Source organism: Rheinheimera tilapiae, assembly GCF_042432165.1.
GTDB lineage: Bacteria > Pseudomonadota > Gammaproteobacteria > Enterobacterales > Alteromonadaceae > Pararheinheimera > Pararheinheimera tilapiae.
The window spans coordinates 51064-70969 of record NZ_JBHLXP010000004.1 but is presented as its reverse complement, the minus strand read 5'-3'; the positions used below and the strand labels follow the sequence as shown (position 1 = coordinate 70969).

23 protein-coding genes are annotated in these 19906 nt (G+C 51.4%); 5 read left to right on the top strand and 18 right to left on the bottom strand.

Annotation, left to right across the window (positions count from 1 at the left end):
* Positions 1–252, top strand: a 252-nt coding sequence (locus ACFFJP_RS15270; protein WP_377245922.1) for a PLP-dependent transferase, incomplete at its 5' end; no start/stop codon positions are given.
* A gap of 45 nt (positions 253–297) precedes the next feature.
* Here the strand turns inward: ACFFJP_RS15270 and ACFFJP_RS15265 are convergent.
* The gene (locus ACFFJP_RS15265) at positions 298–948 is read right to left on the bottom strand and encodes a hypothetical protein (RefSeq protein ID WP_377245919.1); all 651 of its coding nucleotides are present in this window, start codon (positions 946–948) and stop codon (positions 298–300) included.
* A 151-nt stretch (positions 949–1099) separates the two neighbouring features.
* Between ACFFJP_RS15265 and ACFFJP_RS15260 the strand changes: the two genes are divergently transcribed.
* Complete coding sequence (locus ACFFJP_RS15260) at positions 1100–2944, top strand: M2 family metallopeptidase (protein ID WP_377245916.1); 1845 nt, start codon at positions 1100–1102, stop codon at positions 2942–2944.
* A gap of 150 nt (positions 2945–3094) precedes the next feature.
* On the opposite strand, the gene ACFFJP_RS15255 is transcribed toward ACFFJP_RS15260, so the two are convergent.
* Positions 3095–3571: a hypothetical protein gene (locus tag ACFFJP_RS15255; protein WP_377245913.1), complete on the bottom strand. Its 477-nt coding sequence runs from the start codon at positions 3569–3571 to the stop codon at positions 3095–3097.
* A gap of 311 nt (positions 3572–3882) precedes the next feature.
* On the opposite strand from ACFFJP_RS15255, the gene ACFFJP_RS15250 reads away from it, so the two are divergent.
* Together ACFFJP_RS15250 and ACFFJP_RS15245 are read left to right on the top strand one after the other, a co-directional pair.
* A complete protein-coding gene (locus ACFFJP_RS15250; RefSeq protein WP_377245910.1) occupies positions 3883–5301 on the top strand; it encodes a sensor histidine kinase in 1419 nt (472 codons plus the stop codon).
* Positions 5298–6692 (top strand): sigma-54-dependent transcriptional regulator, encoded by a 1395-nt coding sequence (locus tag ACFFJP_RS15245; protein ID WP_377245907.1) that lies wholly within the window; start codon positions 5298–5300, stop codon positions 6690–6692. The genes ACFFJP_RS15250 and ACFFJP_RS15245 overlap by 4 nt, the downstream gene beginning before the upstream one ends.
* 2 nt (positions 6693–6694) lie before the next feature.
* Here the strand turns inward: ACFFJP_RS15245 and ACFFJP_RS15240 are convergent, their stop codons facing one another.
* Entirely contained in the window at positions 6695–7114 is a 420-nt protein-coding gene (locus tag ACFFJP_RS15240) for a VanZ family protein (RefSeq protein WP_377245904.1), read from the bottom strand.
* Between the two features lie 131 nt (positions 7115–7245).
* Here ACFFJP_RS15240 and ACFFJP_RS15235 point away from each other — a divergent pair, with 131 nt between their 5' ends.
* Positions 7246–7464 carry a hypothetical protein gene (locus tag ACFFJP_RS15235; RefSeq protein WP_377245901.1) on the top strand — a complete coding sequence of 73 codons (219 nt, stop codon included), beginning with the start codon at positions 7246–7248 and terminating at the stop codon, positions 7462–7464.
* Here the strand turns inward: ACFFJP_RS15235 and ACFFJP_RS15230 are convergent.
* From ACFFJP_RS15230 to rsmG, 15 genes are all read right to left on the bottom strand, one after another.
* Positions 7427–8317: a TraB/GumN family protein gene (locus ACFFJP_RS15230; RefSeq protein WP_377245898.1), complete on the bottom strand. Its 891-nt coding sequence runs from the start codon at positions 8315–8317 to the stop codon at positions 7427–7429. The genes ACFFJP_RS15235 and ACFFJP_RS15230 overlap by 38 nt on opposite strands.
* A gap of 59 nt (positions 8318–8376) precedes the next feature.
* Positions 8377–9741 carry a bifunctional UDP-N-acetylglucosamine diphosphorylase/glucosamine-1-phosphate N-acetyltransferase GlmU gene (gene glmU / locus ACFFJP_RS15225; RefSeq protein ID WP_377245895.1) on the bottom strand — a complete coding sequence of 455 codons (1365 nt, stop codon included), beginning with the start codon at positions 9739–9741 and terminating at the stop codon, positions 8377–8379.
* Between the two features lie 89 nt (positions 9742–9830).
* On the bottom strand, positions 9831–10352 hold the full coding sequence (locus ACFFJP_RS15220; protein WP_377245892.1) for a DUF8453 domain-containing protein: 522 nt from the start codon (positions 10350–10352) through the stop codon (positions 9831–9833).
* Between the two features lie 199 nt (positions 10353–10551).
* Positions 10552–10968 carry a F0F1 ATP synthase subunit epsilon gene (locus tag ACFFJP_RS15215; protein ID WP_208932550.1) on the bottom strand — a complete coding sequence of 139 codons (417 nt, stop codon included), beginning with the start codon at positions 10966–10968 and terminating at the stop codon, positions 10552–10554.
* Between the two features lie 23 nt (positions 10969–10991).
* Positions 10992–12377, bottom strand: a complete 1386-nt coding sequence (gene atpD, locus ACFFJP_RS15210; protein WP_208932549.1) for a F0F1 ATP synthase subunit beta — start codon at positions 12375–12377, stop codon at positions 10992–10994.
* Positions 12378–12415: 38 nt separating this feature from the next.
* Positions 12416–13276 (bottom strand): F0F1 ATP synthase subunit gamma, encoded by an 861-nt coding sequence (gene atpG / locus ACFFJP_RS15205; protein WP_377245889.1) that lies wholly within the window; start codon positions 13274–13276, stop codon positions 12416–12418.
* A 55-nt stretch (positions 13277–13331) separates the two neighbouring features.
* Positions 13332–14873, bottom strand: coding sequence for a F0F1 ATP synthase subunit alpha (atpA, locus tag ACFFJP_RS15200; RefSeq protein WP_208932547.1), 1542 nt, complete (start codon positions 14871–14873; stop codon positions 13332–13334).
* Between the two features lie 14 nt (positions 14874–14887).
* A complete protein-coding gene (gene atpH / locus ACFFJP_RS15195) occupies positions 14888–15421 on the bottom strand; it encodes a F0F1 ATP synthase subunit delta (RefSeq protein WP_377245886.1) in 534 nt (177 codons plus the stop codon).
* Positions 15422–15433: 12 nt separating this feature from the next.
* The gene (atpF, locus tag ACFFJP_RS15190) at positions 15434–15904 is read right to left on the bottom strand and encodes a F0F1 ATP synthase subunit B (RefSeq protein ID WP_208932545.1); all 471 of its coding nucleotides are present in this window, start codon (positions 15902–15904) and stop codon (positions 15434–15436) included.
* A 49-nt stretch (positions 15905–15953) separates the two neighbouring features.
* The gene (gene atpE / locus ACFFJP_RS15185) at positions 15954–16187 is read right to left on the bottom strand and encodes a F0F1 ATP synthase subunit C (protein WP_208932544.1); all 234 of its coding nucleotides are present in this window, start codon (positions 16185–16187) and stop codon (positions 15954–15956) included.
* Between the two features lie 52 nt (positions 16188–16239).
* Positions 16240–17031: a F0F1 ATP synthase subunit A gene (gene atpB / locus ACFFJP_RS15180; protein ID WP_377245883.1), complete on the bottom strand. Its 792-nt coding sequence runs from the start codon at positions 17029–17031 to the stop codon at positions 16240–16242.
* Between the two features lie 2 nt (positions 17032–17033).
* Positions 17034–17507, bottom strand: a complete 474-nt coding sequence (locus ACFFJP_RS15175; protein WP_377245880.1) for an ATP synthase subunit I — start codon at positions 17505–17507, stop codon at positions 17034–17036.
* A 47-nt stretch (positions 17508–17554) separates the two neighbouring features.
* Positions 17555–18442, bottom strand: coding sequence for a ParB/RepB/Spo0J family partition protein (locus tag ACFFJP_RS15170; protein WP_377245876.1), 888 nt, complete (start codon positions 18440–18442; stop codon positions 17555–17557).
* Between the two features lie 20 nt (positions 18443–18462).
* Positions 18463–19257 carry a ParA family protein gene (locus ACFFJP_RS15165; protein ID WP_208932540.1) on the bottom strand — a complete coding sequence of 265 codons (795 nt, stop codon included), beginning with the start codon at positions 19255–19257 and terminating at the stop codon, positions 18463–18465.
* Positions 19258–19276: 19 nt separating this feature from the next.
* A complete protein-coding gene (gene rsmG / locus ACFFJP_RS15160) occupies positions 19277–19894 on the bottom strand; it encodes a 16S rRNA (guanine(527)-N(7))-methyltransferase RsmG (protein WP_377245872.1) in 618 nt (205 codons plus the stop codon).
* Positions 19895–19906: the final 12 nt, after the last annotated feature.

Sequence of the window (19906 nt, the reverse complement as noted above, 5' to 3'; positions counted from 1 at the left end):
GCGCTGGAACTTCATGGCGGTTTTGACGCTTGCGCCCGTTTGCTCGATAACCTGACCCTGTTCGCGCAGGCTGTCAGTTTAGGCGACCTGGAAAGCCTGGCCTGCCACCCCGCCAGCACCACGCACGCCGCGATGACGCCGGAAGACCGCGTTCGCGCCAACGTCACTGACAACCTCGTGCGCTTAAGTATTGGTGTCGAAGACATCGAAGATTTGCTGGCGGATTTAGCTCAGGCGCTGACGAAGGTCTGAGCCAGTAGTTCCACTGCTTTGAAAGACTGAGTCGCAGACCTGCGCTCAGTCTTTTTTCATGCCGGACAGTAATAAGTAAAAATTACCCAGTTCAGTCCCTGGTTTGGTCAGGTCCATGATCATTGTATGCGTATCGTTGGAGTGGAACCGGCGTAGCTGGCGATTCAATGCATCCAACGCGGCGGGGTTCAGCGAAGTGCCATAAATTTCACAGCCATCTTGTCGGCATTGCACCCGCTCGACCTGTAAAAACTTCAGATCTTGTTGCGTGATCAATAGATCCTGCACCTGCTGCTCCGTGGCTTGTGCCCAGTCGGCATCTACTTCTGCCCGCTGGAAAGCCTGCATCTGTTGCTTCACCGCATCCGGAAACGCCAACAAATCTTGCTGTAACCGTTTGGGATACTGCTGTTCGACAAAGGCGAGCCAGTTTTCGTCTAATGTCGATTGCTGCCAGGCCGGATCGGATAGTGCTGGTGATTGCACTGTTGGCACTTGTTTAGTCTCAGCCGGAGACTGCGGGGCTACAGTGACTGTTTCGGGTAATGGCATCACATTGACAGGTACAGGAGCGGGTACAGATATAGGCTGGCCCGAATCTGCGGCAGACAAAGCAGGTTGCTGCCACTGTGCGAGGCCATAACCAACAGCAATACCAACCAGTAAACTGCCACTAAAACGCAAAATCCCTTGCATAAAAATCCTGTTAACTTATTGAAAAGCATCAGTACATTAGCATGCGTCTGCGCAGAAAAAAAATGCCAAACTGATCAGATTTGCTTTCACCGGTCTGCAGGCCAATACTGGCAGAGCTCAAGGGCTCCATAATAAAAACTCAGGAACACTTATGAAAACATCTTTCCAACCTACGTTAATAGCGGTGCTGGTCGCTGGCGCTTTGCTCGGTTGTCAGCCAGCCAGTAAACCGGCCGCGGATACGCCTGTCGCACCGGCACAGGCCGCAGCGCCTACCGCAGAAGAAGCCAAAGCTTTTGTTGCCAAAGCTTCTGAACAAACCCGCCAATTGTTGCTCGAAGTGAACCGCGCCGATTGGATCGCCAATACCTACATCACCGAAGACACTGAAGCACTGTCGGCGGACTACAACAAAAAACTGACCGAAGCCGTAGTCGCGCTCGCCAATGAAGCCGCCCGCTTTAATGACACACAGGTTGATGCCGATACCCGCCGCCAGCTGGATAAGCTGAAACTGGCGCTGACGTTAGCGGCACCAAAAGATCCGACAAAAACTGAAGAACTGGCGGGGATTGTAGCCAAACTGAATGCGATGTATGGCAAAGGCAAATACACCAACGCTGCCGGTAAAGAGATGGCTCTGGGTGAAATGTCGGCGGTGATGGCAAGTTCTCGCAGTTATGACGAACAGCTGGAAATGTGGAAAGGCTGGCACGACACCGCTGCACCAATGAAACCTTTGTATGTGCGGCAAGTAGAACTGGCGAATGAAGGCGCGAAGGAGCTGGGTTATACCGATACCGGCGCGATGTGGCGCTCCAAGTATGATATGGATGCAGACGCATTTGCCGCTGAACTCGACAAACAATGGGGCGCCGTGAAGCCGCTGTATCAGGCGCTGCATTGCCATGTCCGCGCTAAACTCGGCGAGAAATACGGGACTGACAAAGTGCCGCAGGACAAACCGATCCCGGCGCATTTACTCGGCAACATGTGGGCGCAAACCTGGGGCAATATTTATGATTTAGTCGCCCCGGAGAACTCAGATCCGGGTTATGACGTGACGAAGCTGCTGGCGGACAAAGGCTATGACGAGCTGAAAATGGTCAAAGGTGCCGAAGGTTTCTTTACCTCTTTGGGTTTTGCACCGCTGCCGGAAACCTTCTGGACCCGCTCGCAGTTTACCAAACCACGTGATCGCGACGTGATTTGCCACGCGTCGGCCTGGGATTTAGACGCCAAAGACGATTTACGCATCAAGATGTGTATCGAAAAAACCGGTGAAGAGTTCGCAGTCATTCACCATGAACTGGGGCACAACTTTTATCAACGCGCCTACAAACATCAGCCGGTGTTTTATCAGGATAGCGCCAACGACGGTTTCCATGAAGCCATCGGCGATACCATCGCTTTATCTGTCACCCCCAAGTACCTGCAGCAAATTGGCCTGCTCGAACAGGTACCGGACGAATCCAAAGACATTGGCTTGTTGATGAAAATGGCGCTGGATAAAGTCGCTTTCCTGCCTTTTGGTTTGTTGGTCGATCAGTGGCGCTGGCAGGTGTTTTCCGGTCAGGTGAAACCAGAACAATATAACGAGGCCTGGTGGAAACTGCGGGAAAAATATCAGGGTGTGTCTGCTCCGGTCGCTCGGTCTGAAGCCGATTTTGATGCCGGCGCTAAGTTCCACGTCCCGGCCAATACGCCATATACCCGGTATTTCCTCGCGCATATTCTGCAGTTCCAGTTCCACAAAGCGCTGTGTGAAATCGCCAAAGACGCCGGTCCTATCCATCGCTGTTCAATTTATAACAGCAAAGAAGCCGGCACTGCGCTGAACGCCATGCTGGAAATGGGCGCCAGCAAACCCTGGCAGGACGCTTTAGCAACGCTGACCGGTAAACCGGACATGGACGCCTCGGCCATTCAGGCATATTTTGCGCCGCTGCAAAGTTACCTCGACGAGCAGAATAAAGGCCGCCAATGTGGCTGGTGATCTGACTGGTCATTTAAACCGAATCAGTCATTAAGACAAAGGGCAGCGCCGGCTGCCCTTTGCATTTTTCACCGATCTTTAGGCCATCAAACACACAGTCAGCCAGCGCAACGCCAGGTCCAGGGTTTCCAGACGTAGCTGCAGGGCAGTTCAGAACTTACTGTCGAGTTGCTTTTGTAACTCCTGGAGTTGTTCTTTGCTGAATTTGCCGCTGGCGAGTAATTTTTTCACCAGCTCAAATTCATGACCTTCACCGGCAACCATTTTATGCATCACGACTTTATCGGTGATCACTTTGACATCGAGGTCCAGATCATCACCATCAAGCGTTTTCACCAGCACCTGCGGTTCACCCGGAGCTGTGGATTTCATTTGTTCGATGATGCTGCGGATTTTCTCGCGCTTTTCGACCGGCAATTCCGCCAGCGCTTTCTCTAATTCCGCCGGGCTTTGGCTGTTGTCCCATTTAAATGTTTTGCCGTCGGCGTCATTCAGTACCAACACTTTGGTTTGTTTGTGCTCGGTGGCGTTTTCCGCAGCCGCCGGGCCGGCGCCAGCCTGGGCACAGGCCGTCAAAGACAACAGCAACATCGGTAACACCATCAACTGCAGAGTAGATTTTTTCATCGTTTCGCTCCTTGGGGAAAAAGAGTCCGCTGGTGGACTCAGACGCATAGCTATAGGAAGTTTGATGCCATATTTTTTCTTGTTTATTTTCATGCAGTTAAAATTTGGCACTTGCGAATACGGCGAAAATATCCCGAAATGAGGAGATCAATGTGCTGATATCAGCCATGCTGAGCGTCAGCTCGCCTGACATACTTTAAAAAGTGTTTTATTTCAGTGCGTTATCAATATGAATGACTCAATTACGCTGGCACTGAACTTGCGGTAACAATGAGGTCAGGTTCGTTCCAAACTCAGCAGCAGGAAGATTCATGTCATTTAATATGCCAAAAGCAGTGATCCTCGGCGTCTGTGGTCTGTTCGTGCTGCTCGGGCTCAGTCAGGCGCTGACGCTGTGGTGGTTTCAGCAACAGCTACAGCAACAGCTCAGTGAGCAAAGTCAGGCGCTGAGCCGGATCATTTTGGCCCGCACCGCTGAAAAACTTCAGCATCAGTTTGTTTTCAGCACCGACAGCGCTGTGCAGGTCTTCAGGACTGATGACGAGTCCGGGCAGCAGGTCTCTGTGCAGTCAGAACAGCAACAGCCCGCACAGACAACTACCGAACCAAACTCATCGAGCGATAGGCAAGTCGAAGTCCGCAAACTGGAAAATGGCATCACCATCGTCAAGATGAAACAACAAGGACCTGTTGATGCGAAACAACAGATGCCGGTCGATCTCGACCTGAACCTGCAGCTGGAACAAACCCTGTCTGAGTTAAAGCAGCAAGGCGAAGCGCCCCAGCATTGGGTCAGTCAGTTCCGCTTAAAAACCACTGGTTCCAGTCAGCAGCTGATCAGCCAGTACCTGAGCTACCAGCTGTTAGCACTGGCAATAACCACCGCTCTGGCGCTGTTGCTACTGTTGTGGTTTGGCTCGCGTTTGCTCCAGCCGTTACAGCAACTGGCGCGGGGCTTTCGGGCACTGGCGCAGGGTCAAGCCGGTATTCAGCTGGGCACCGATGCACCGCTGGCGGAATATCGGCTGGCGCTACAGCAGTTTAACCAGGCCAGTACTGAGCTCGCTGCCTTACAACAGCAAAAAGCCGAGTTGGCCCGCCAGCAACAACTGGTGGAACTGGGCGAAGTCAGCCGCGGCCTGGTCCATGCGCTGCGCAACCCTATTCATACGATGGCCTTAGCGCTCGAACAGTTACCCGGCAGTGACCCGGCATTGCAGCAGCTGATCGAACAAAAAATGCAGCATATCAACCGCACCCTGACCACCTTGCTGACACTCAGCTGTCAGGGCGTCGACCGTAGCGCGCCGGTTGCGCTGAAAACCGTGCTGCAGGACCTCTGCCTGGAATTCTCGGCGCAGCAACTACAGCTGGAGGCGCAGGCTCTGTCGTGTCAGGGCGCTGAAGCAGAGCTGCGCTTTATTCTGCATGTACTGGTCAGTAATGCGGTAGAAGCCAGCCCACTGCCGGGTACTGTCGGCTTGAAGTTATGGCACGACGCCAACGGAATTTACTTTGAGGTCAGCGATCGAGGGCCGGGGTTGAGTACAGAAGTCGCCGCCAGCCTGTTTCAACCGCATATCAGCAGTAAAGCCGAAGGCGCCGGTATGGGCCTTTATCTGGCGCAGCGTCTGCTGCAGATGTATTACCAGGGTGAGATCAGCCTGCACAACAGACCGGAAGGTGGTGTGCTGGCGCAAATCAGGCTGGGGACGGAGTTAAATCAATGAGCATGCCACAACCACCCCATCAAACGCTGTCGTTACAGCAACCGCAGCTGCTGGTGGTTGAAGATGACCACAGCCAACGCCAGCTGGTCACCGAGTTATTACAGGCGGAAGGCTACCGTGTCTGCAATGCCGACAGCGTGCCCGCCGCCATTCTGCAATTACAGCAGCAGCCAGATATCGCGCTGGTATTCAGCGACTGGAAACTGGGCAGTTTAAGCGGCTTAGAACTGCTGGATTATTGCAAAGCCCATTATCCGACGCTGGGCTTTGTCATTGCGACTGCCTATGGCTCGGTCAGTCATGCCGTTGAAGCGATCCAAGCGGGCGCCGATGACTATCTGGCCAAGCCATTTAAACGGCAGGAATTGTTGCTGGCGGTGCGTAAAGGCCTGCGCGCCCGCAGCCTGCGTAAACAAAATCAGCAATTAAGTGCCGCGCTCAGTGAACAGCAACAACTGGTCGACATCATCGGCCACGCCCCTTGTATGCAGCAGCTGTTTCAGCGCATTCAACGCATTTCCGGCACTGATGTGACAGTGCTGATCAGCGGGGAAAGTGGCACTGGTAAAGAGCTGGCGGCGCGCGCACTGCATCAGTTATCACCACGCCGGCAGGGACCCTTTATTGCACTGAACTGTGGCGCTATTCCGGAAAGTCTGGCGGAAGCCGAATTGTTTGGTGCAGAAAAAGGCGCGTTTACTGGTGCGCATGCAGCCAAGGCCGGTAAATTCGAAGCCGCAGAGGGCGGCACACTGTTTCTGGATGAAATCGCCGAACTACCACTGAGCCTGCAGGCCAAATTATTGCGGCTGTTACAACAAGGCACTGTGACCCGGCTTGGCAGTCATCATGAAATTAAACTCAATGTACGGATCATCGCGGCCAGTCATCAGGATTTGGCTGTCGCAGTACGTGATGGTCGTTTTCGCGAAGACTTATTCTACCGCCTGAACGTGGTGCCACTGCATATGCCGGCCCTGCGCGAGCGCAGTGAAGATATTCCGCGGCTGCTGGAACATTTTCTGCAACAACATCAGCAGCGTTATCAACAACAGGCACCGGCGCTCAGTAAACAGACGCTCAAGCAGCTGCTCGGCTATCGCTGGCCTGGCAATGTGCGCGAACTGGCCAACCGGATTGAGCGTTATGTGCTGTTGCAAGATGAACAGGAGCTGCTGGCGGGGTTACAGCCGGAGGCCGGGCAGACTCCCGTCAGCGGCTTCATCCTGCCGCCAGAAGGGCTGGCTTTTGAAACGCTGGAAAAAAGTTGTCTGCAACAGGCACTGCAGCGTTGTGATGGCAATAAAGCGCAGGCTGCGCGCTTACTGCAACTGCCCTACAAAGCCTTTTTATACCGGCTGGAGAAGTTTGGTTTAACCGGCGGAGCCTGAATTCAGTCGTCCGTCGGAGCCAACACAGCCACTGCACGACGTGCACGGTAACGGCCTCTGAGCTGATAAAAAGCCTTGGTCAGCAAGGTTGCCAGCGTCACACCCAGTAAGTCAGCCAAGATATCCAGCAGTTCAAAACTGCGTGCTGGAAACAATAGCTGGCTGCCTTCTTCAAGCAGGGCAAAGCCTAAAGTCAGCACTACGCCCAGATATAGCCGAACCGGTCCGACAGCCAATTGCCGCGCCTTCGTGGCAAAATTCAGCAATAAAGCCAGCGCAGCAAATAACAACACATGACCAATTTTGTCGCCATAAGGCAAAGATCCCGCCAGTTGCAGAAAGTAATTCTGCTGGCCTGAATCTGCTGCCACTATGACCCAAATCAGAAAACTAAAAAACGCGACTGCAGGTAACCAACGCATATTTTCCCCTGTCATCCCGCGGTGATGCGCGATGGTCACAACAAAAACAATTTATTTTCGCATCCGGCATAAACTTTTTTTCGTACTCACACGACCAAAGCTCAGATTCTCTTTACGAAAGGATATTCATCATGGCCCAAAGTTCTGTCAATTCAGACCTTATCCAGTCACCCGGCTGGCGTCAGGCCGGCCAGGTATTTATGCTGTTTGTCCTGGCGATGCTATTTGCCAACGCGTTGTTACTGTTACTGGAAAGCAGACTCGGCTTGTATAGTTACTTCGCAGCACCGCAGTTAGAACTTCTGATGCAACCTATTCAGTGGTTTTGTCGGGTGATGACAGAGTTTTAGCCGCTTCAACCTGATAGCCAGCCTGTTGCAGCAAAGCCAGCAGGCCGTCAGAACCCGCTAAATGACCTAACCCCACTAACACCAGTTCTTGCTCCTTATTGCCGAACAACGCCTGAATTTGTGGTAACCAGGCTTGATTACGACTCACAAACATTTGCTGATACGTTTGGGCATCTGCTGCTTTCACCGGTGACAATACCAACTGCTCGACCTGGTTCAAATCCCCGGCACGCCAGGCACGTAAGGTTTTATCCATCAAATCAGCACTTTGCTCGACATCACTGAGTGCATGTTGCAAAAACAAATCTTCCCGCCCCGTGCCTAAATCACCCAGCAACTGCAGCTGAAACTCAATCGCCTCAAGATATTTCAACGTTTTTTTCTGTTGTGATGCCAACGTCAAAAAATGCTGATCGACTCCTGGCGAGCTGAAACCTTGTTGCTGTAACTCCAGTAAGGTGAGCTGTGTGACCAACATCCCCGGCTTAAACTGTTCAACCTGAGATAGCGTCAGCCGGTGTTTTTGCAATAACACCTGCAACAGTTCCCGGGTTTTACCGGACAATTTACTGCTCAGCACAGTCCCGGCCGGATACATAAGCTGTTGCTGCATCAAACGCGCATTCGCTGCATCCTGCATCTGACCCAGATCAGTTTCCAGCACCAACACCGAGCTTTGCTGATATGCCGCGTCAAATTCAGCCGGTAACGGATATTGGGCCGGCGGTAACAGATGCACAGTACCGCCAATCCACAGCTGATCAGTGCCTTTGCTGACGCGCCAGACCGAACTTTCAGCCTGCGCCCCCAAGCTGACCAGCAACAGAATTCCAGCAAAAAAGCGCTTGTACATCCGGTGACTCCTGCTCTGATGAAACCAAGAAAAAAGGCCAGTAAAACTGGCCTGACGGGTTATTTTTTGATTTTCTGCGGCCGTTGCCAGCCACTGATATGACGCTGTTTGGTCCGCGCAACAACCAACTCGTCTGCAGCGACATCGTGCGTCACTACTGAGCCAGCACCAACGGTACTGTTTTGACCTAACGTCAACGGAGCCACCAGCGAGCTGTTGGAGCCGACAAAAACGCCGTCTTCAATCGTCGTCTGGAACTTGTTGGCGCCATCATAGTTACAGGTGATAGTTCCGGCACCGACATTCACTTTACTGCCGATCACTGCGTCACCGAGGTAAGTCAGGTGATTGGCTTTTGAGCCTTTACCCAGGCGGGTTTTCTTCAGCTCGACAAAGTTACCGACATGGCTGTCGTCTGCCAGCACTGAATCCGGCCGGATCCGGGCAAAAGGCCCGACTGAACAATCAGCACCAATAGTGGACGACTCCACCATGGTATTGGCCTTAATCTCAGTATTGTCGCCAACAGTACAGTCTTTCAGAATACAGTTGGCACCAATGACTACGCCATTGCCGAGCATCACTTTGCCTTCAAAAATGACGTTGACGTCGATCATCACGTCCGAACCCACAGTCACTTCACCACGCACATCTATGCGCGCCGGATCGCGTAAATTCGCGCCGTTCAGCATCAGCGCTTCGGCCTGACGCGCCTGATAAGCGCGCTCCAGCTGCGCCAGCTGCACACGGTTATTTGCGCCTTCGGTTTCAATCGGATTAGCCGGATGCGCCGTGGTTATATCCACGCCTTCAGCATGCGCCATCGCGATAATGTCGGTTAAATAGAATTCGCCCTGCGCGTTATTGTTTTGCAGTTTACCCAGCCAGCTTTTCAGCTGCTTGCCTGGTACTGCCATGATGCCACTGTTCACTTCAGTGATTTTCAGCTGCTCAGCATTGGCATCTTTTTGTTCAACAATACCAACGACTTTACCGTTTTCGCGCACCATACGGCCATAGCCGGTTGGGTTTTGCAGATGAACGGTCAGCACGGCCAGACCATTTTCGCTGCGTGCTGCCAGTAATTGCTGCAGCGTTTCTAATCGGGTCAGTGGCACATCACCGTATAACACCAGCACAACGTCGTCATCTGCCACATGCGGCAGCGCCTGTTGAACCGCATGACCGGTTCCCAGCTGTTCAGCCTGCAGTACCCAGTTTAATGGCTGCTCACCTAAACCAGCCTTCAGCTGGTCTGCACCATAGCCATACACCAGGTTAATTTGTGCCGCATTGAGCTGACGCGCAGTATCGATCACGTGCTGCACCATCGGCCGCTCTGCGACCTTATGCAAGACTTTTGGTAAAGCTGATTTCATCCGGGTGCCTTTACCGGCTGCCAGGATCACGACGTTTAAAGCCATCTGAGCCAATCCTTTTTTAAATGTTATCCGTCGATTCTAACCGAACAGCAGGTAAATAGCAGCGCTATCCGCTCTATCAAAAGCGCATCTTAACCGCGTGCTGCCGGCTCTCCCCAACTCACCTGGTAACTGTCACCATACAACGACTGATAGGTCAGTTCGATCCGCAGTTGTTGCTGTAGTTTTTGGTACTCTGCATCGGTCAGCAGGCATTTTTCGTCTGCCCTGATCACCATCTGTTGGTCATCAACTTTGTAAAAACGCGCGACGTTACCAGCCCCCAGACAATCTGTCGGCGCTGCAACTTTTAACGTTGGCCAAATCCGATGGGTTGACGAGATTTGCTCGCCACCGAGCCAGATTTTCATTTGTGTAACTTCAGCAGGCCCGATGCCGTTGTTATTAACCAGCAGCTCGAAACTAATCCGTTTATCCGGCATCCGCTGAAAATTGGCTTCGAATTCGAGATAAGGTCTTAGTGACAATTTATTGTGCTGTTGCAGGGTATAGCCTTGCCACAAAGATGTGATTAAAGCACACACCGCCATCACAACAGTGCCAACGGCAGTCCATTTTTCCCAGTGAATACTACGTTTTTCACTTTGATCCATCCGCGTGCGGCTCCTGTAAGCATTTCAACAGAAATCTGAATTAAATGATGTAACTAGCAGGTTAACATAAACTATCAACCATAAAAAAATTGACTGGAGCAATTTTTAACAACGCAACGCCTTGGCTTGTCAGGTCAGCGCCATGAACCGCGCGCATAAAAAAAGCCACCCGCAGGTGGCTTTTTCAGCAAGAAACAACTTACTTTTTGCGCAGTTTCTGGATCAGACGCAACTGGGCAATCGCTTCGGCCAACTGGGCCGCCGCTTCTGCATAGTTGAAGTCGGCGCCGGCATGTTGCATCGCTTCCTGGGCTTTTTTCTGAGCCGCCAGCGCTGCCTGCTCGTCCAGGTCTTCAGCACGGATCGCCACATCGGCCAGCACTGTCACTGTGTGTGGTTGTACTTCAAGTACGCCACCAGCTACATAGATCAGATGCTCTTCACCGAACTGTTTTACGATCCGCACCATGCCTGGCTTGATGCCAGTCAGCAGTGGAATGTGACCAGGTAAAATACCCAGCTCACCTTCGCTACCAGTAACCTGAATGGACTCAACAAGGCCGGAGAAGATACGCTCTTCAGCACTTACCACGTCCAACTGTACTGTCATCGCCATTTCGCTCTCCTAAAGCTGTAAAATTACAGCTTCTTCGCTTTTTCGATCGCTTCGTCGATAGAACCAACCATGTAGAAGGCTTGTTCTGGCATGTGATCAAACTCACCGTCCAGAATGCCTTTAAAGCCACGGATAGTATCTTTCAGTGAAACGTATTTACCTGGAGAACCAGTGAATACTTCAGCAACGAAGAATGGCTGTGACAGGAAACGCTGGATCTTACGAGCACGGAATACTGTCGTGCGGTCTGCATCTGACAGCTCGTCCATACCAAGGATCGCGATGATGTCTTTCAGCTCTTTGTAACGCTGCAGCACTGACTGCACGCCACGGGCCACTTCATAGTGCTCTTTACCGATCACTAATGGGTCCAGCTGACGTGAAGTTGAGTCCAGTGGATCGATCGCCGGGTAGATACCCAGAGACGCGATGTTACGGCTCAGTACGACGGTCGCATCTAAGTGAGAGAACGTGGTAGCTGGTGACGGGTCAGTCAAGTCATCCGCTGGTACGTATACGGCCTGAATAGACGTGATAGAACCAGTTTTGGTAGAGGTGATACGTTCTTGCAGAACGCCCATCTCTTCCGCCAGCGTTGGCTGATAACCTACTGCTGAAGGCATACGGCCTAACAGTGCAGATACTTCAGTACCGGCCAGGGTGTAACGGTAGATGTTGTCAACGAAGAACAGAACGTCACGGCCTTCGTCACGGAACTTCTCGGCCATAGTCAGACCAGTCAGTGCCACGCGCAGACGGTTTCCTGGCGGCTCGTTCATCTGGCCATAGACCAGTGATACTTTGTCCAGAACGTTCGAGTCGTTCATTTCGTGGTAGAAGTCGTTACCTTCACGGGTACGCTCACCAACACCGGCGAATACTGAGTAGCCGCTGTGTTCGATCGCGATGTTCCGGATCAGTTCCATCATGTTAACGGTTTTACCTACACCGGCACCACCGAACAGACCTACTTTACCGCCTTTAGCGAACGGGCAGACTAAGTCGATAACCTTGATACCGGTCTCTAACAGTGCGTTAGAAGCAGCCTGGTCTTCGTAGCTTGGTGCTGCGCGGTGAATTGGCATGCGCTCTTCTTCACCGATTGGGCCAGCTTCGTCGATTGGCTCGCCCAGTACGTTCATGATACGGCCCAGTGTGGCTTTGCCCACTGGGACGTGAATGGCTTTGCCAGTGTTGGCAACTTCAGCACCACGACGCAGACCGTCAGTGGAGCCTAACGCGATGGCACGAACAGTACCGCCACCCAGCTGTTGTTGTACTTCAAGTACCAGACCAGCCAGATCGCCGCTTGTTACGTTTAACGCGTCATAGATACCAGGTACCGCATCTTGTGGAAAGTCGATATCCACAACGGCGCCAATGATTTGGACTACCTTACCTTGACTCATGTTAATTCCTCTAATTTCTCAAACCTGTTAACCAAGCATTAAACAGCTGCAGCACCGCCGACGATTTCGCTCAGTTCCTGCGTAATGGCTGCCTGTCGTGCCTTGTTGTAAACCAGTTTCAGTTCGTCCATCAGGCTGCCGGCGTTGTCGGTAGCGGCCTTCATTGCCACCATCCGCGCTGCCTGCTCGCTCGCCGCGTTTTCTACAACGCCCTGATAAACCTGAGACTCGATAAAACGATCCAGTAACTGATCCAGGATAACCTTCGGATCTGGTTCGTAAATGTAGTCCCAACTGTGTTTTCTGGCTGACATCTCTGCTTTTGGCAAAGGTAAGAGTTGCTCGATCACTGGCTCTTGCTTCATGGTGTTCACAAACTTGTTGTAAACCACATATAAGCGATCAATCCGGCCTTCTGAATATGCATTCAGCATGACCCGAACAGAACCAATGACATCAGCCAAACGTGGTGTATCGCCTGAACCCGTCTGCTGCGCCAGCACTTTGCCACCGAAGCGTTTAAAGAAGGCTGTTGCTTTGTTACCGATCACGGCAAACTCAGCTTTGACGCCTTTTTCTTTCCACGCTTTGAGGTCCTGTGCCACACGCTTAAATTCGTTGGTATTCAGGCCGCCGCAAAGGCCACGGTCTGTAGATATCACAATGTAACCAACACTTTTCACATCGCGCTCCGTTAAATACGGATGACGATATTCGATAGTGCCGTTTGCGATATTACCGATCACTTTGCGCATAGCTTCAGCGTATGGACGGCTGTGTGCGACCCGCTCCTGCGCTCTGCGCATTTTGCTGACCGCAACCTTTTCCATAGCGCTGGTGATCTTACGAGTATTGTTAATACTCCCGATCTTACTTTTTATCTCTTTTGCGCCGGCCATGACTAATCTCCGAAAATTTCAACGTATCGGGTGATGTCACCATCACCCGCATCAGTTACCAGGTCTGAGTCGCTTTAAACTTCTCAATCGCGCCTTTGATGGTCGCTTCGATCTGGTCGTTGTAGTTACCGGATTTGTTCAGATCAGCCATGAACGCGCCGTGCTCTGCGTGCATATAAGCCAGCAGTGCGGCTTCGAAGTCCAGGATCTTGGCAACTTCGACGTCTTTCATAAAGCCTTTCTCGATGGCAAAAATCGAAACACCCATATCAGCCACGCCCATTGGCGCGTACTGCAGCTGTTTCATCAGTTCTGTCACTTTCTGACCGTGGTCCAGCTGCGCACGGGTCGCATCGTCCAGGTCTGAAGCGAACTGCGCGAACGCAGCCAGTTCTGAGTATTGAGCCAGCGCCAGACGGATACCACCGCCGAGCTTTTTGATGATCTTGGTCTGAGCAGCACCACCAACCCGCGATACCGAAATACCAGCGTTAACTGCTGGACGGATACCGGCGTTGAACAGGCCTGACTCAAGGAAGATCTGACCGTCAGTGATTGAAATCACGTTCGTCGGAACGAATGCAGACACGTCACCAGCCTGAGTTTCAATGATTGGCAATGCGGTCAAAGAACCTGTTTTGCCTTTCACTTCACCATTGGTCAGACGCTCAACGTAGTTGTCGTTGACGCGTGATGCACGCTCCAGCAGACGGCTGTGCAGATAGAATACGTCGCCTGGGTAAGCTTCACGGCCCGGTGGACGACGTAACAGCAGAGAGATTTGACGGTAAGCAACGGCTTGTTTTGACAAGTCATCGTATACGATCAGTGCATCTTCACCGCGGTCACGGAAGTATTCACCCATGGTACAGCCAGAGTATGGCGCCAGGAATTGCAGGGCAGCAGCTTCTGAAGCAGATGCAACGACCACGATAGTGTGGGCGAGGGCATTGTGCTCTTCGAGCTTACGTACCACGTTTGCAATGGTCGATGCTTTCTGACCGATACAAACATAAATACATTTCACGCCAGTAGTTTTCTGGTTGATGATCGCGTCGATTGCCAGTGCCGTTTTACCGGTCTGACGGTCACCGATGATCAGCTCACGCTGGCCACGGCCGATAGGGATCATCGCGTCGACTGATTTGTAACCAGTTTGCAGCGGCTGATCAACCGATTGACGGTCGATAACGCCTGGTGCAATTTTTTCAACCGGTGCAAAACCAGCTGCGTCAATTGGACCTTTGCCATCGATAGGTTCACCCAGGGTGTTGACCACACGACCTAACAGACCAGGACCGACTGGAACTTCCAGAATACGACCAGTGGCTTTTACTTTAATACCTTCGCGCAGGTCCGCATATGGACCCATCACTACGGCACCAACTGAGCTGCGCTCTAAGTTCAGTGCGATAGCGTAACGATTACCAGGAAGCTCGATCATCTCACCTTGCATACAGTCAGCCAGACCGTTGATGCGGATGATACCGTCTGTTACAGAGACGATAGTACCTTCGTTACGAGCTTCACTGACAACTGCAAACTGTTCAATACGTTGTTTGATCAGTTCAGAGATTTCAGTGGAATTCAGTTGCATGCTCTAATCCCCAATTATGACTGCAGCGCAGTGGCTAAACGGTCTAATTTACCGCGAACTGAGCCATCAATAACCATATCACCGGCTTTGATTAACATACCCCCGACAACAGCCGGGTCTACGCTACAGTTCAACTTAACTTTGCGGGCTAAACGCTTGGATAACGCCGCGATCAGTTTTTCCTGCTGGGCAGTGCTCAGTACAGTTGCCGAAACCACATCAACAGTGGCTTCTTTTTCGTACTCAGCTTTTAACACCAGATAACCGTCCAGTACGGCAGGAAGTGCCGGAAGACGCTGGTTTTCTGCCATGACCTTAATCAGGTTCTGACCGTGTACATTTAGCTGTTCACCACAAACCTGGATGAAAAAGGCTGCCTGTGCTTCGGCAGCGCTGTTGCTTTGCAGGCGCTCGGCGACTACTGGATTTTTCGCAACTTCCGCAGCGAAAAACAGCATATCAGCCCAGGCCGCCAAAGCGTTTTGTTCGACCGCAAAGTCGAACGCCGCTTTGGCATAAGGACGAGCGACATTCGTCAGTTCAGACATGGCTCTTCCTCTTTACAGTTCTGCAACCAGTTTATCCAGGATGTCGCTGTGAGCAGCTTCATCAATTGAACGTTGAAGGATCCGCTCTGCGCCGGCAACGGCGAGGGCAGCGACCTGCTTACGCAGTTCTTCTTTCGCCCGGATGCGTTCAGCGTCGACTTCAGCTTTAGCCTGAGCCAGGATTTTTTCCCGTTCAGCCTGCGCTTTAACCGCAGCTTCTTCGATGATCTGCGCTTCGCGTTTTTTCGCCTGGTCGATGACAACAGAAGCTTGCGCCTTTGCGTCGATCAGCTGTTGTTTTGCTTTCTCTTGCGCCAACCGCAGGTCTTGTTCGGCGCGATCACTCGCGGCCAGACCATCTGCGATTTTTTGCTGACGAGTTTCAATCGCACCGATAATTGGTGGCCATACATACTTCATACAGAAGAGTACAAACACCAGGAACGCGATTAACTCACCAATGAGAGTGGCGTTAATATTCACGACCGCTTCTCCTTAAATGACATAAGTAAATGTTCTGGTTCGCGACCAATTAAATTGCGAACAGCATGTACAGCGCGATAGCAACACCGATCATCGCGATGGCGTCGATAAGACCTGCTACAACGAACATTTTACCTTGCAGGCTAGGAGCCAGCTCTGGTTGACGAGCTGCAGACTCGAGGAATTTACCGCCCAGAGTACCGAAACCGATTGCTGTGCCTAATGCACCTAAACCGATTAACAGAGCTACTGCGATGTATTTTAAACCGATAACGAGTTCCATAACGTTCTCCAAAGTTACTAATGTTAAAGTTAAAGTTAAAAAGAAATCTTTCTTAGTGGTGTTCGTGCGCCATGCTCAGGTACACCACCGTCAGGATGGTGAAAATGAACGCTTGCAGCGGAATAACCAGCAAGTGGAACACGGCCCAGACAAAGTGCATTGGCAGCTGATACAACCCGGTCATCGCGATCAGGATAAAAATCAGTTCGCCAGCATACAGGTTACCGAATAACCGCAGTGCCAGAGACAGAGGCTTGGCCAGTAAGGCAACCACTTCCAGAATAAAGTTGAACCAGTATAACCAAGGCGTGTTGAATGGCTGTGTGGTCAGCTCTTTGATGAAGCCGCCGATGCCTTTCATTTTGATTGAGTAGTAAATCATCAGAATAAACACACCAAGCGCCAGTGCGATGGTCATGTTCAAATCAGTCGTTGGGACTGCTTTCATGTAAACGTCATGCGGGTCATAACCCATGGCAGCACCAATCTGTTGGGCAGTCCATGGAATAAAATCAACCGGCACTAAATCCAGCAGGTTCATCAGCAACACCCAGACAAAAATCGTCAGCGCGAGTGGCGCAATGATCGGATTTTTACCGTGGAAGGTACTTTTGACTGTGCTGTCAATGAATTCAACAACCATCTCAACGGCGCATTGCCATTTAGTTGGTACACCGGCGTTGGCAGTTTTTGCCACAGCGCGGAAAGAGAACAGGAAAATCAATCCCATAAAGATTGACCAGCCTAAGGTGTCGACATGAACGGTCCAAAAACCTTCGCCGACGCTCCAGTTGGTCAGGTGGTGGGTAATATAGTCTTTGCTCGTAAGCTCACCAGATGCCATCGTTAGTCCCAATTATCGTAGTTAATCAAAATCGGTAACAACGCCTGCATGATCAGGGCGAACACCAGTCCGCCAAAAAACAACCAAGGGATCATCAGAGCGTGTTTCAGCGCTGTTGCGACTAACAACGCCAACAATAAAAATTTTAGTGATTCGCCTCTGTAGACCGATTTCAGCACCAGATCAGGCTGGATGTCTGCACGGAAGCGAAACACGTACCACGTAAAAAGACTGTGCGGCACAACAACACAATAAACGCCTATCAGAACAGATTTTGCGGCCAGCTTATCCCAAGCTGCTAAACACAGCGCCGCCAAAGCAAATCCCGCCAGCGACTGCCACAAAAACGTCTTAAAAATCAGTTTATAACGTTGTTTTGTTGTGGTTAAAGGCACAAAGCACCACCTGAATAAATGCAAAACAACAGTACAAAAAGCTCGCGCAAGTATACTTATCTGCCTTTTTTTTGCAACCAAAAGCCGCGCCAATCCTACGAATGTCGAACTTTCTGAAACCTGACCGGTTAATTTTCAGTCTCAGGAAGGCCCAATTTATGCAAGATACCATCTAATTCCGGCAAACTGCTGTAATTGATGACTAATTCACCCTTGCCTTTACGGTTGTAACTAATACTGACCGGTGCGCCAAATCGTTCACTTAATTTCGATTCAAGTGCTGCAACATCCGGGTCTTTAGCTTTATTTTCTTTCACTGGAACAGGTTCCAGCAAACGCCTGACCAGACTTTCCGCTTCGCGTACCGTCAACTGCTTGGCTGCAATCACCCGCCCGGTATCCGGTTGCTGTTCAGCCGGTAACGCTAAAATGGCCCGAGCGTGGCCCATTTCGATATCGCCATGCTCAAGCAAGGTTTTAACTTCATCCGCTAATAGGTTCAGCCGTAACAAGTTCGTCACTGTTGTTCTGGATTTACCAACAGCATCAGCAACTTGCTGATGCGTCAGTTCAAATTCACTCAGCAGACGTTGCAACGCAACTGCTTCTTCCATCGCGTTAAGATCTTCACGCTGAATATTTTCAATCAGCGCAATAGCGACAGCTGCTTCATCTGGCACGTCTTTGAGCATGCATGGAACTTCAGCTAGTCCAGCAAGCTGTGATGCACGCCAGCGACGTTCACCGGCGATGATTTCATAGCGGTCTGTACCGACCGGACGCACTACTATCGGCTGGATCACGCCCTGTGCACGAATAGAACTCGCAAGCTCTTCCAGCGCATCTTGCGACATGTCTTTACGAGGCTGGTATTTGCCTGGCTGCAACCACTCGATCGGTAGATTCTGTAACTCTGACTGACGACTTTCAACTTGGCTTTCAGCTGCACTGGCAGGTTTTCCAGTCGTTAACAAAGCATCCAGACCCCGGCCCAGGCCACGTTTTTTCAAAGACATTCGCAGGTCATTCCTTCACATCACACCGCAGGGGTGGTTTTTTGTTGTTTTTTGTCAGCACGGCGCAAAATTTCGCCAGCGAGAGCCAGATAAGCTTTGGCTCCTGTTGAGCTTTTGTCGTAGTACATCACCGGCGTGCCGAAACTGGGCGCTTCGGCCAGTCGCACATTGCGAGGGATCACTGCCCGGTAAACTTTCTCACCAAAGTGGCGTTTCAACTGCTCAGAGACATCATTAGCGAGACGATTGCGTGGGTCATACATGGTACGCAGGATGCCCTCAATCTTCAGATCAGCATTGATCACAGCAGCGAGTTTATTGATGGTATCAACCAATGCTGTGAGGCCTTCCAGCGCATAGTATTCACACTGCATCGGCACCAACACCGAATCAGCCGCCGCCATGGCATTGACGGTTAGCATATTCAGCGATGGCGGGCAGTCGATAAAAATAAAATCGTATTGATCGCGGTAATTTTTCAGGGCGTTCCGTAACCGGAGTTCGCGAGCGAAAACGTCGAGCAAGCGGACTTCGGCTGCTGTCACATCCGAATTGCCGGCGATCAGGTGATAACCGCCAGCGGTATCTTTTACTACGACCTCTGGCAATGGTTTTTCTTCAACCAGCAGCTCGTAGGCAGTTGCGTGGACTTCGTATTTGTCAACTCCGCTGCCCATAGTCGCATTGCCCTGTGGGTCTAAATCAATCAACAGAACTCTGCGTTTGGTCGCGGCCATAGATGCTGCCAGATTGACTGCGGTCGTGGTTTTACCCACACCACCTTTCTGATTGGCTATCGCGATGATTTTTCCCACAAAGATCCCTAGTCCGTATTCAGACTGCTGTTTTTTCCAGCACCAGCAGATAACGTTGGCCGACCAACTCTGGCACTGTCAGTTCGACATTGCCGACAACTTTAACAAAATCGGGCAAAGCTGCAATTTCTTCCTGCGCCTGCGCGCCTTTCATGGCGAGAAACTGTCCATCCTGCACCGGTAAATGCTGACACCAATGCAGCATATCGTTTAATGAGGCAAATGCACGACTGATTACACTGTCATAAAGTTGATGGTGATCTTCAACCCGACTCTGCACTGGCTGAATGTTTTTCAGACCGAGCTGCAACTTAACCTGGTTGAGAAAACGTACGCGTTTGCCGAGACTGTCCAGCAAAGTAAATTCTTTATCCGGGCAACAAATCGCCAGCGGCACACCAGGCAAACCTGGACCAGTGCCGACATCGATGATCCGTGCGCCGTGCAGGTATGGCGCAACCGCCAGGCTGTCCATGATATGTTTTACGAGCATTTCGTTCGGATCGCGCACTGACGTCAGATTGTAGGCGCTGTTCCATTTATCCAGTAACTGGACGTACTGCACCAGCTGTTGTAACTGCAACTCTGATAACTGCAGCTCAGTTTGTGCGACCAGTTTTTTTAATTTTTCAAGCATGTAGCGTCCTGA

What these genes read in the sequence shown, in the direction of transcription:
- ACFFJP_RS15235 (WP_377245901.1), top strand. Translation starts at nt 7,246, where the DNA reads ATGGCCCAAAGTTCTGTCAATTCAGACCTTATCCAGTCACCCGGCTGG.
- ACFFJP_RS15260 (WP_377245916.1), top strand. Translation starts at nt 1,100, where the DNA reads ATGAAAACATCTTTCCAACCTACGTTAATAGCGGTGCTGGTCGCTGGC.
- atpA (WP_208932547.1), bottom strand. Translation starts at nt 14,873, where the DNA reads ATGCAACTGAATTCCACTGAAATCTCTGAACTGATCAAACAACGTATT.
- ACFFJP_RS15240 (WP_377245904.1), bottom strand. Translation starts at nt 7,114, where the DNA reads ATGCGTTGGTTACCTGCAGTCGCGTTTTTTAGTTTTCTGATTTGGGTC.
- ACFFJP_RS15170 (WP_377245876.1), bottom strand. Translation starts at nt 18,442, where the DNA reads ATGTCTTTGAAAAAACGTGGCCTGGGCCGGGGTCTGGATGCTTTGTTA.
- ACFFJP_RS15220 (WP_377245892.1), bottom strand. Translation starts at nt 10,352, where the DNA reads ATGGATCAAAGTGAAAAACGTAGTATTCACTGGGAAAAATGGACTGCC.
- glmU (WP_377245895.1), bottom strand. Translation starts at nt 9,741, where the DNA reads ATGGCTTTAAACGTCGTGATCCTGGCAGCCGGTAAAGGCACCCGGATG.
- rsmG (WP_377245872.1), bottom strand. Translation starts at nt 19,894, where the DNA reads ATGCTTGAAAAATTAAAAAAACTGGTCGCACAAACTGAGCTGCAGTTA.
- atpD (WP_208932549.1), bottom strand. Translation starts at nt 12,377, where the DNA reads ATGAGTCAAGGTAAGGTAGTCCAAATCATTGGCGCCGTTGTGGATATC.
- ACFFJP_RS15255 (WP_377245913.1), bottom strand. Translation starts at nt 3,571, where the DNA reads ATGAAAAAATCTACTCTGCAGTTGATGGTGTTACCGATGTTGCTGTTG.
- atpB (WP_377245883.1), bottom strand. Translation starts at nt 17,031, where the DNA reads ATGGCATCTGGTGAGCTTACGAGCAAAGACTATATTACCCACCACCTG.
- atpE (WP_208932544.1), bottom strand. Translation starts at nt 16,187, where the DNA reads ATGGAACTCGTTATCGGTTTAAAATACATCGCAGTAGCTCTGTTAATC.
- atpG (WP_377245889.1), bottom strand. Translation starts at nt 13,276, where the DNA reads ATGGCCGGCGCAAAAGAGATAAAAAGTAAGATCGGGAGTATTAACAAT.
- atpH (WP_377245886.1), bottom strand. Translation starts at nt 15,421, where the DNA reads ATGTCTGAACTGACGAATGTCGCTCGTCCTTATGCCAAAGCGGCGTTC.
- ACFFJP_RS15245 (WP_377245907.1), top strand. Translation starts at nt 5,298, where the DNA reads ATGAGCATGCCACAACCACCCCATCAAACGCTGTCGTTACAGCAACCG.
- ACFFJP_RS15265 (WP_377245919.1), bottom strand. Translation starts at nt 948, where the DNA reads ATGCAAGGGATTTTGCGTTTTAGTGGCAGTTTACTGGTTGGTATTGCT.
- ACFFJP_RS15215 (WP_208932550.1), bottom strand. Translation starts at nt 10,968, where the DNA reads ATGGCGATGACAGTACAGTTGGACGTGGTAAGTGCTGAAGAGCGTATC.
- ACFFJP_RS15250 (WP_377245910.1), top strand. Translation starts at nt 3,883, where the DNA reads ATGTCATTTAATATGCCAAAAGCAGTGATCCTCGGCGTCTGTGGTCTG.
- ACFFJP_RS15230 (WP_377245898.1), bottom strand. Translation starts at nt 8,317, where the DNA reads ATGTACAAGCGCTTTTTTGCTGGAATTCTGTTGCTGGTCAGCTTGGGG.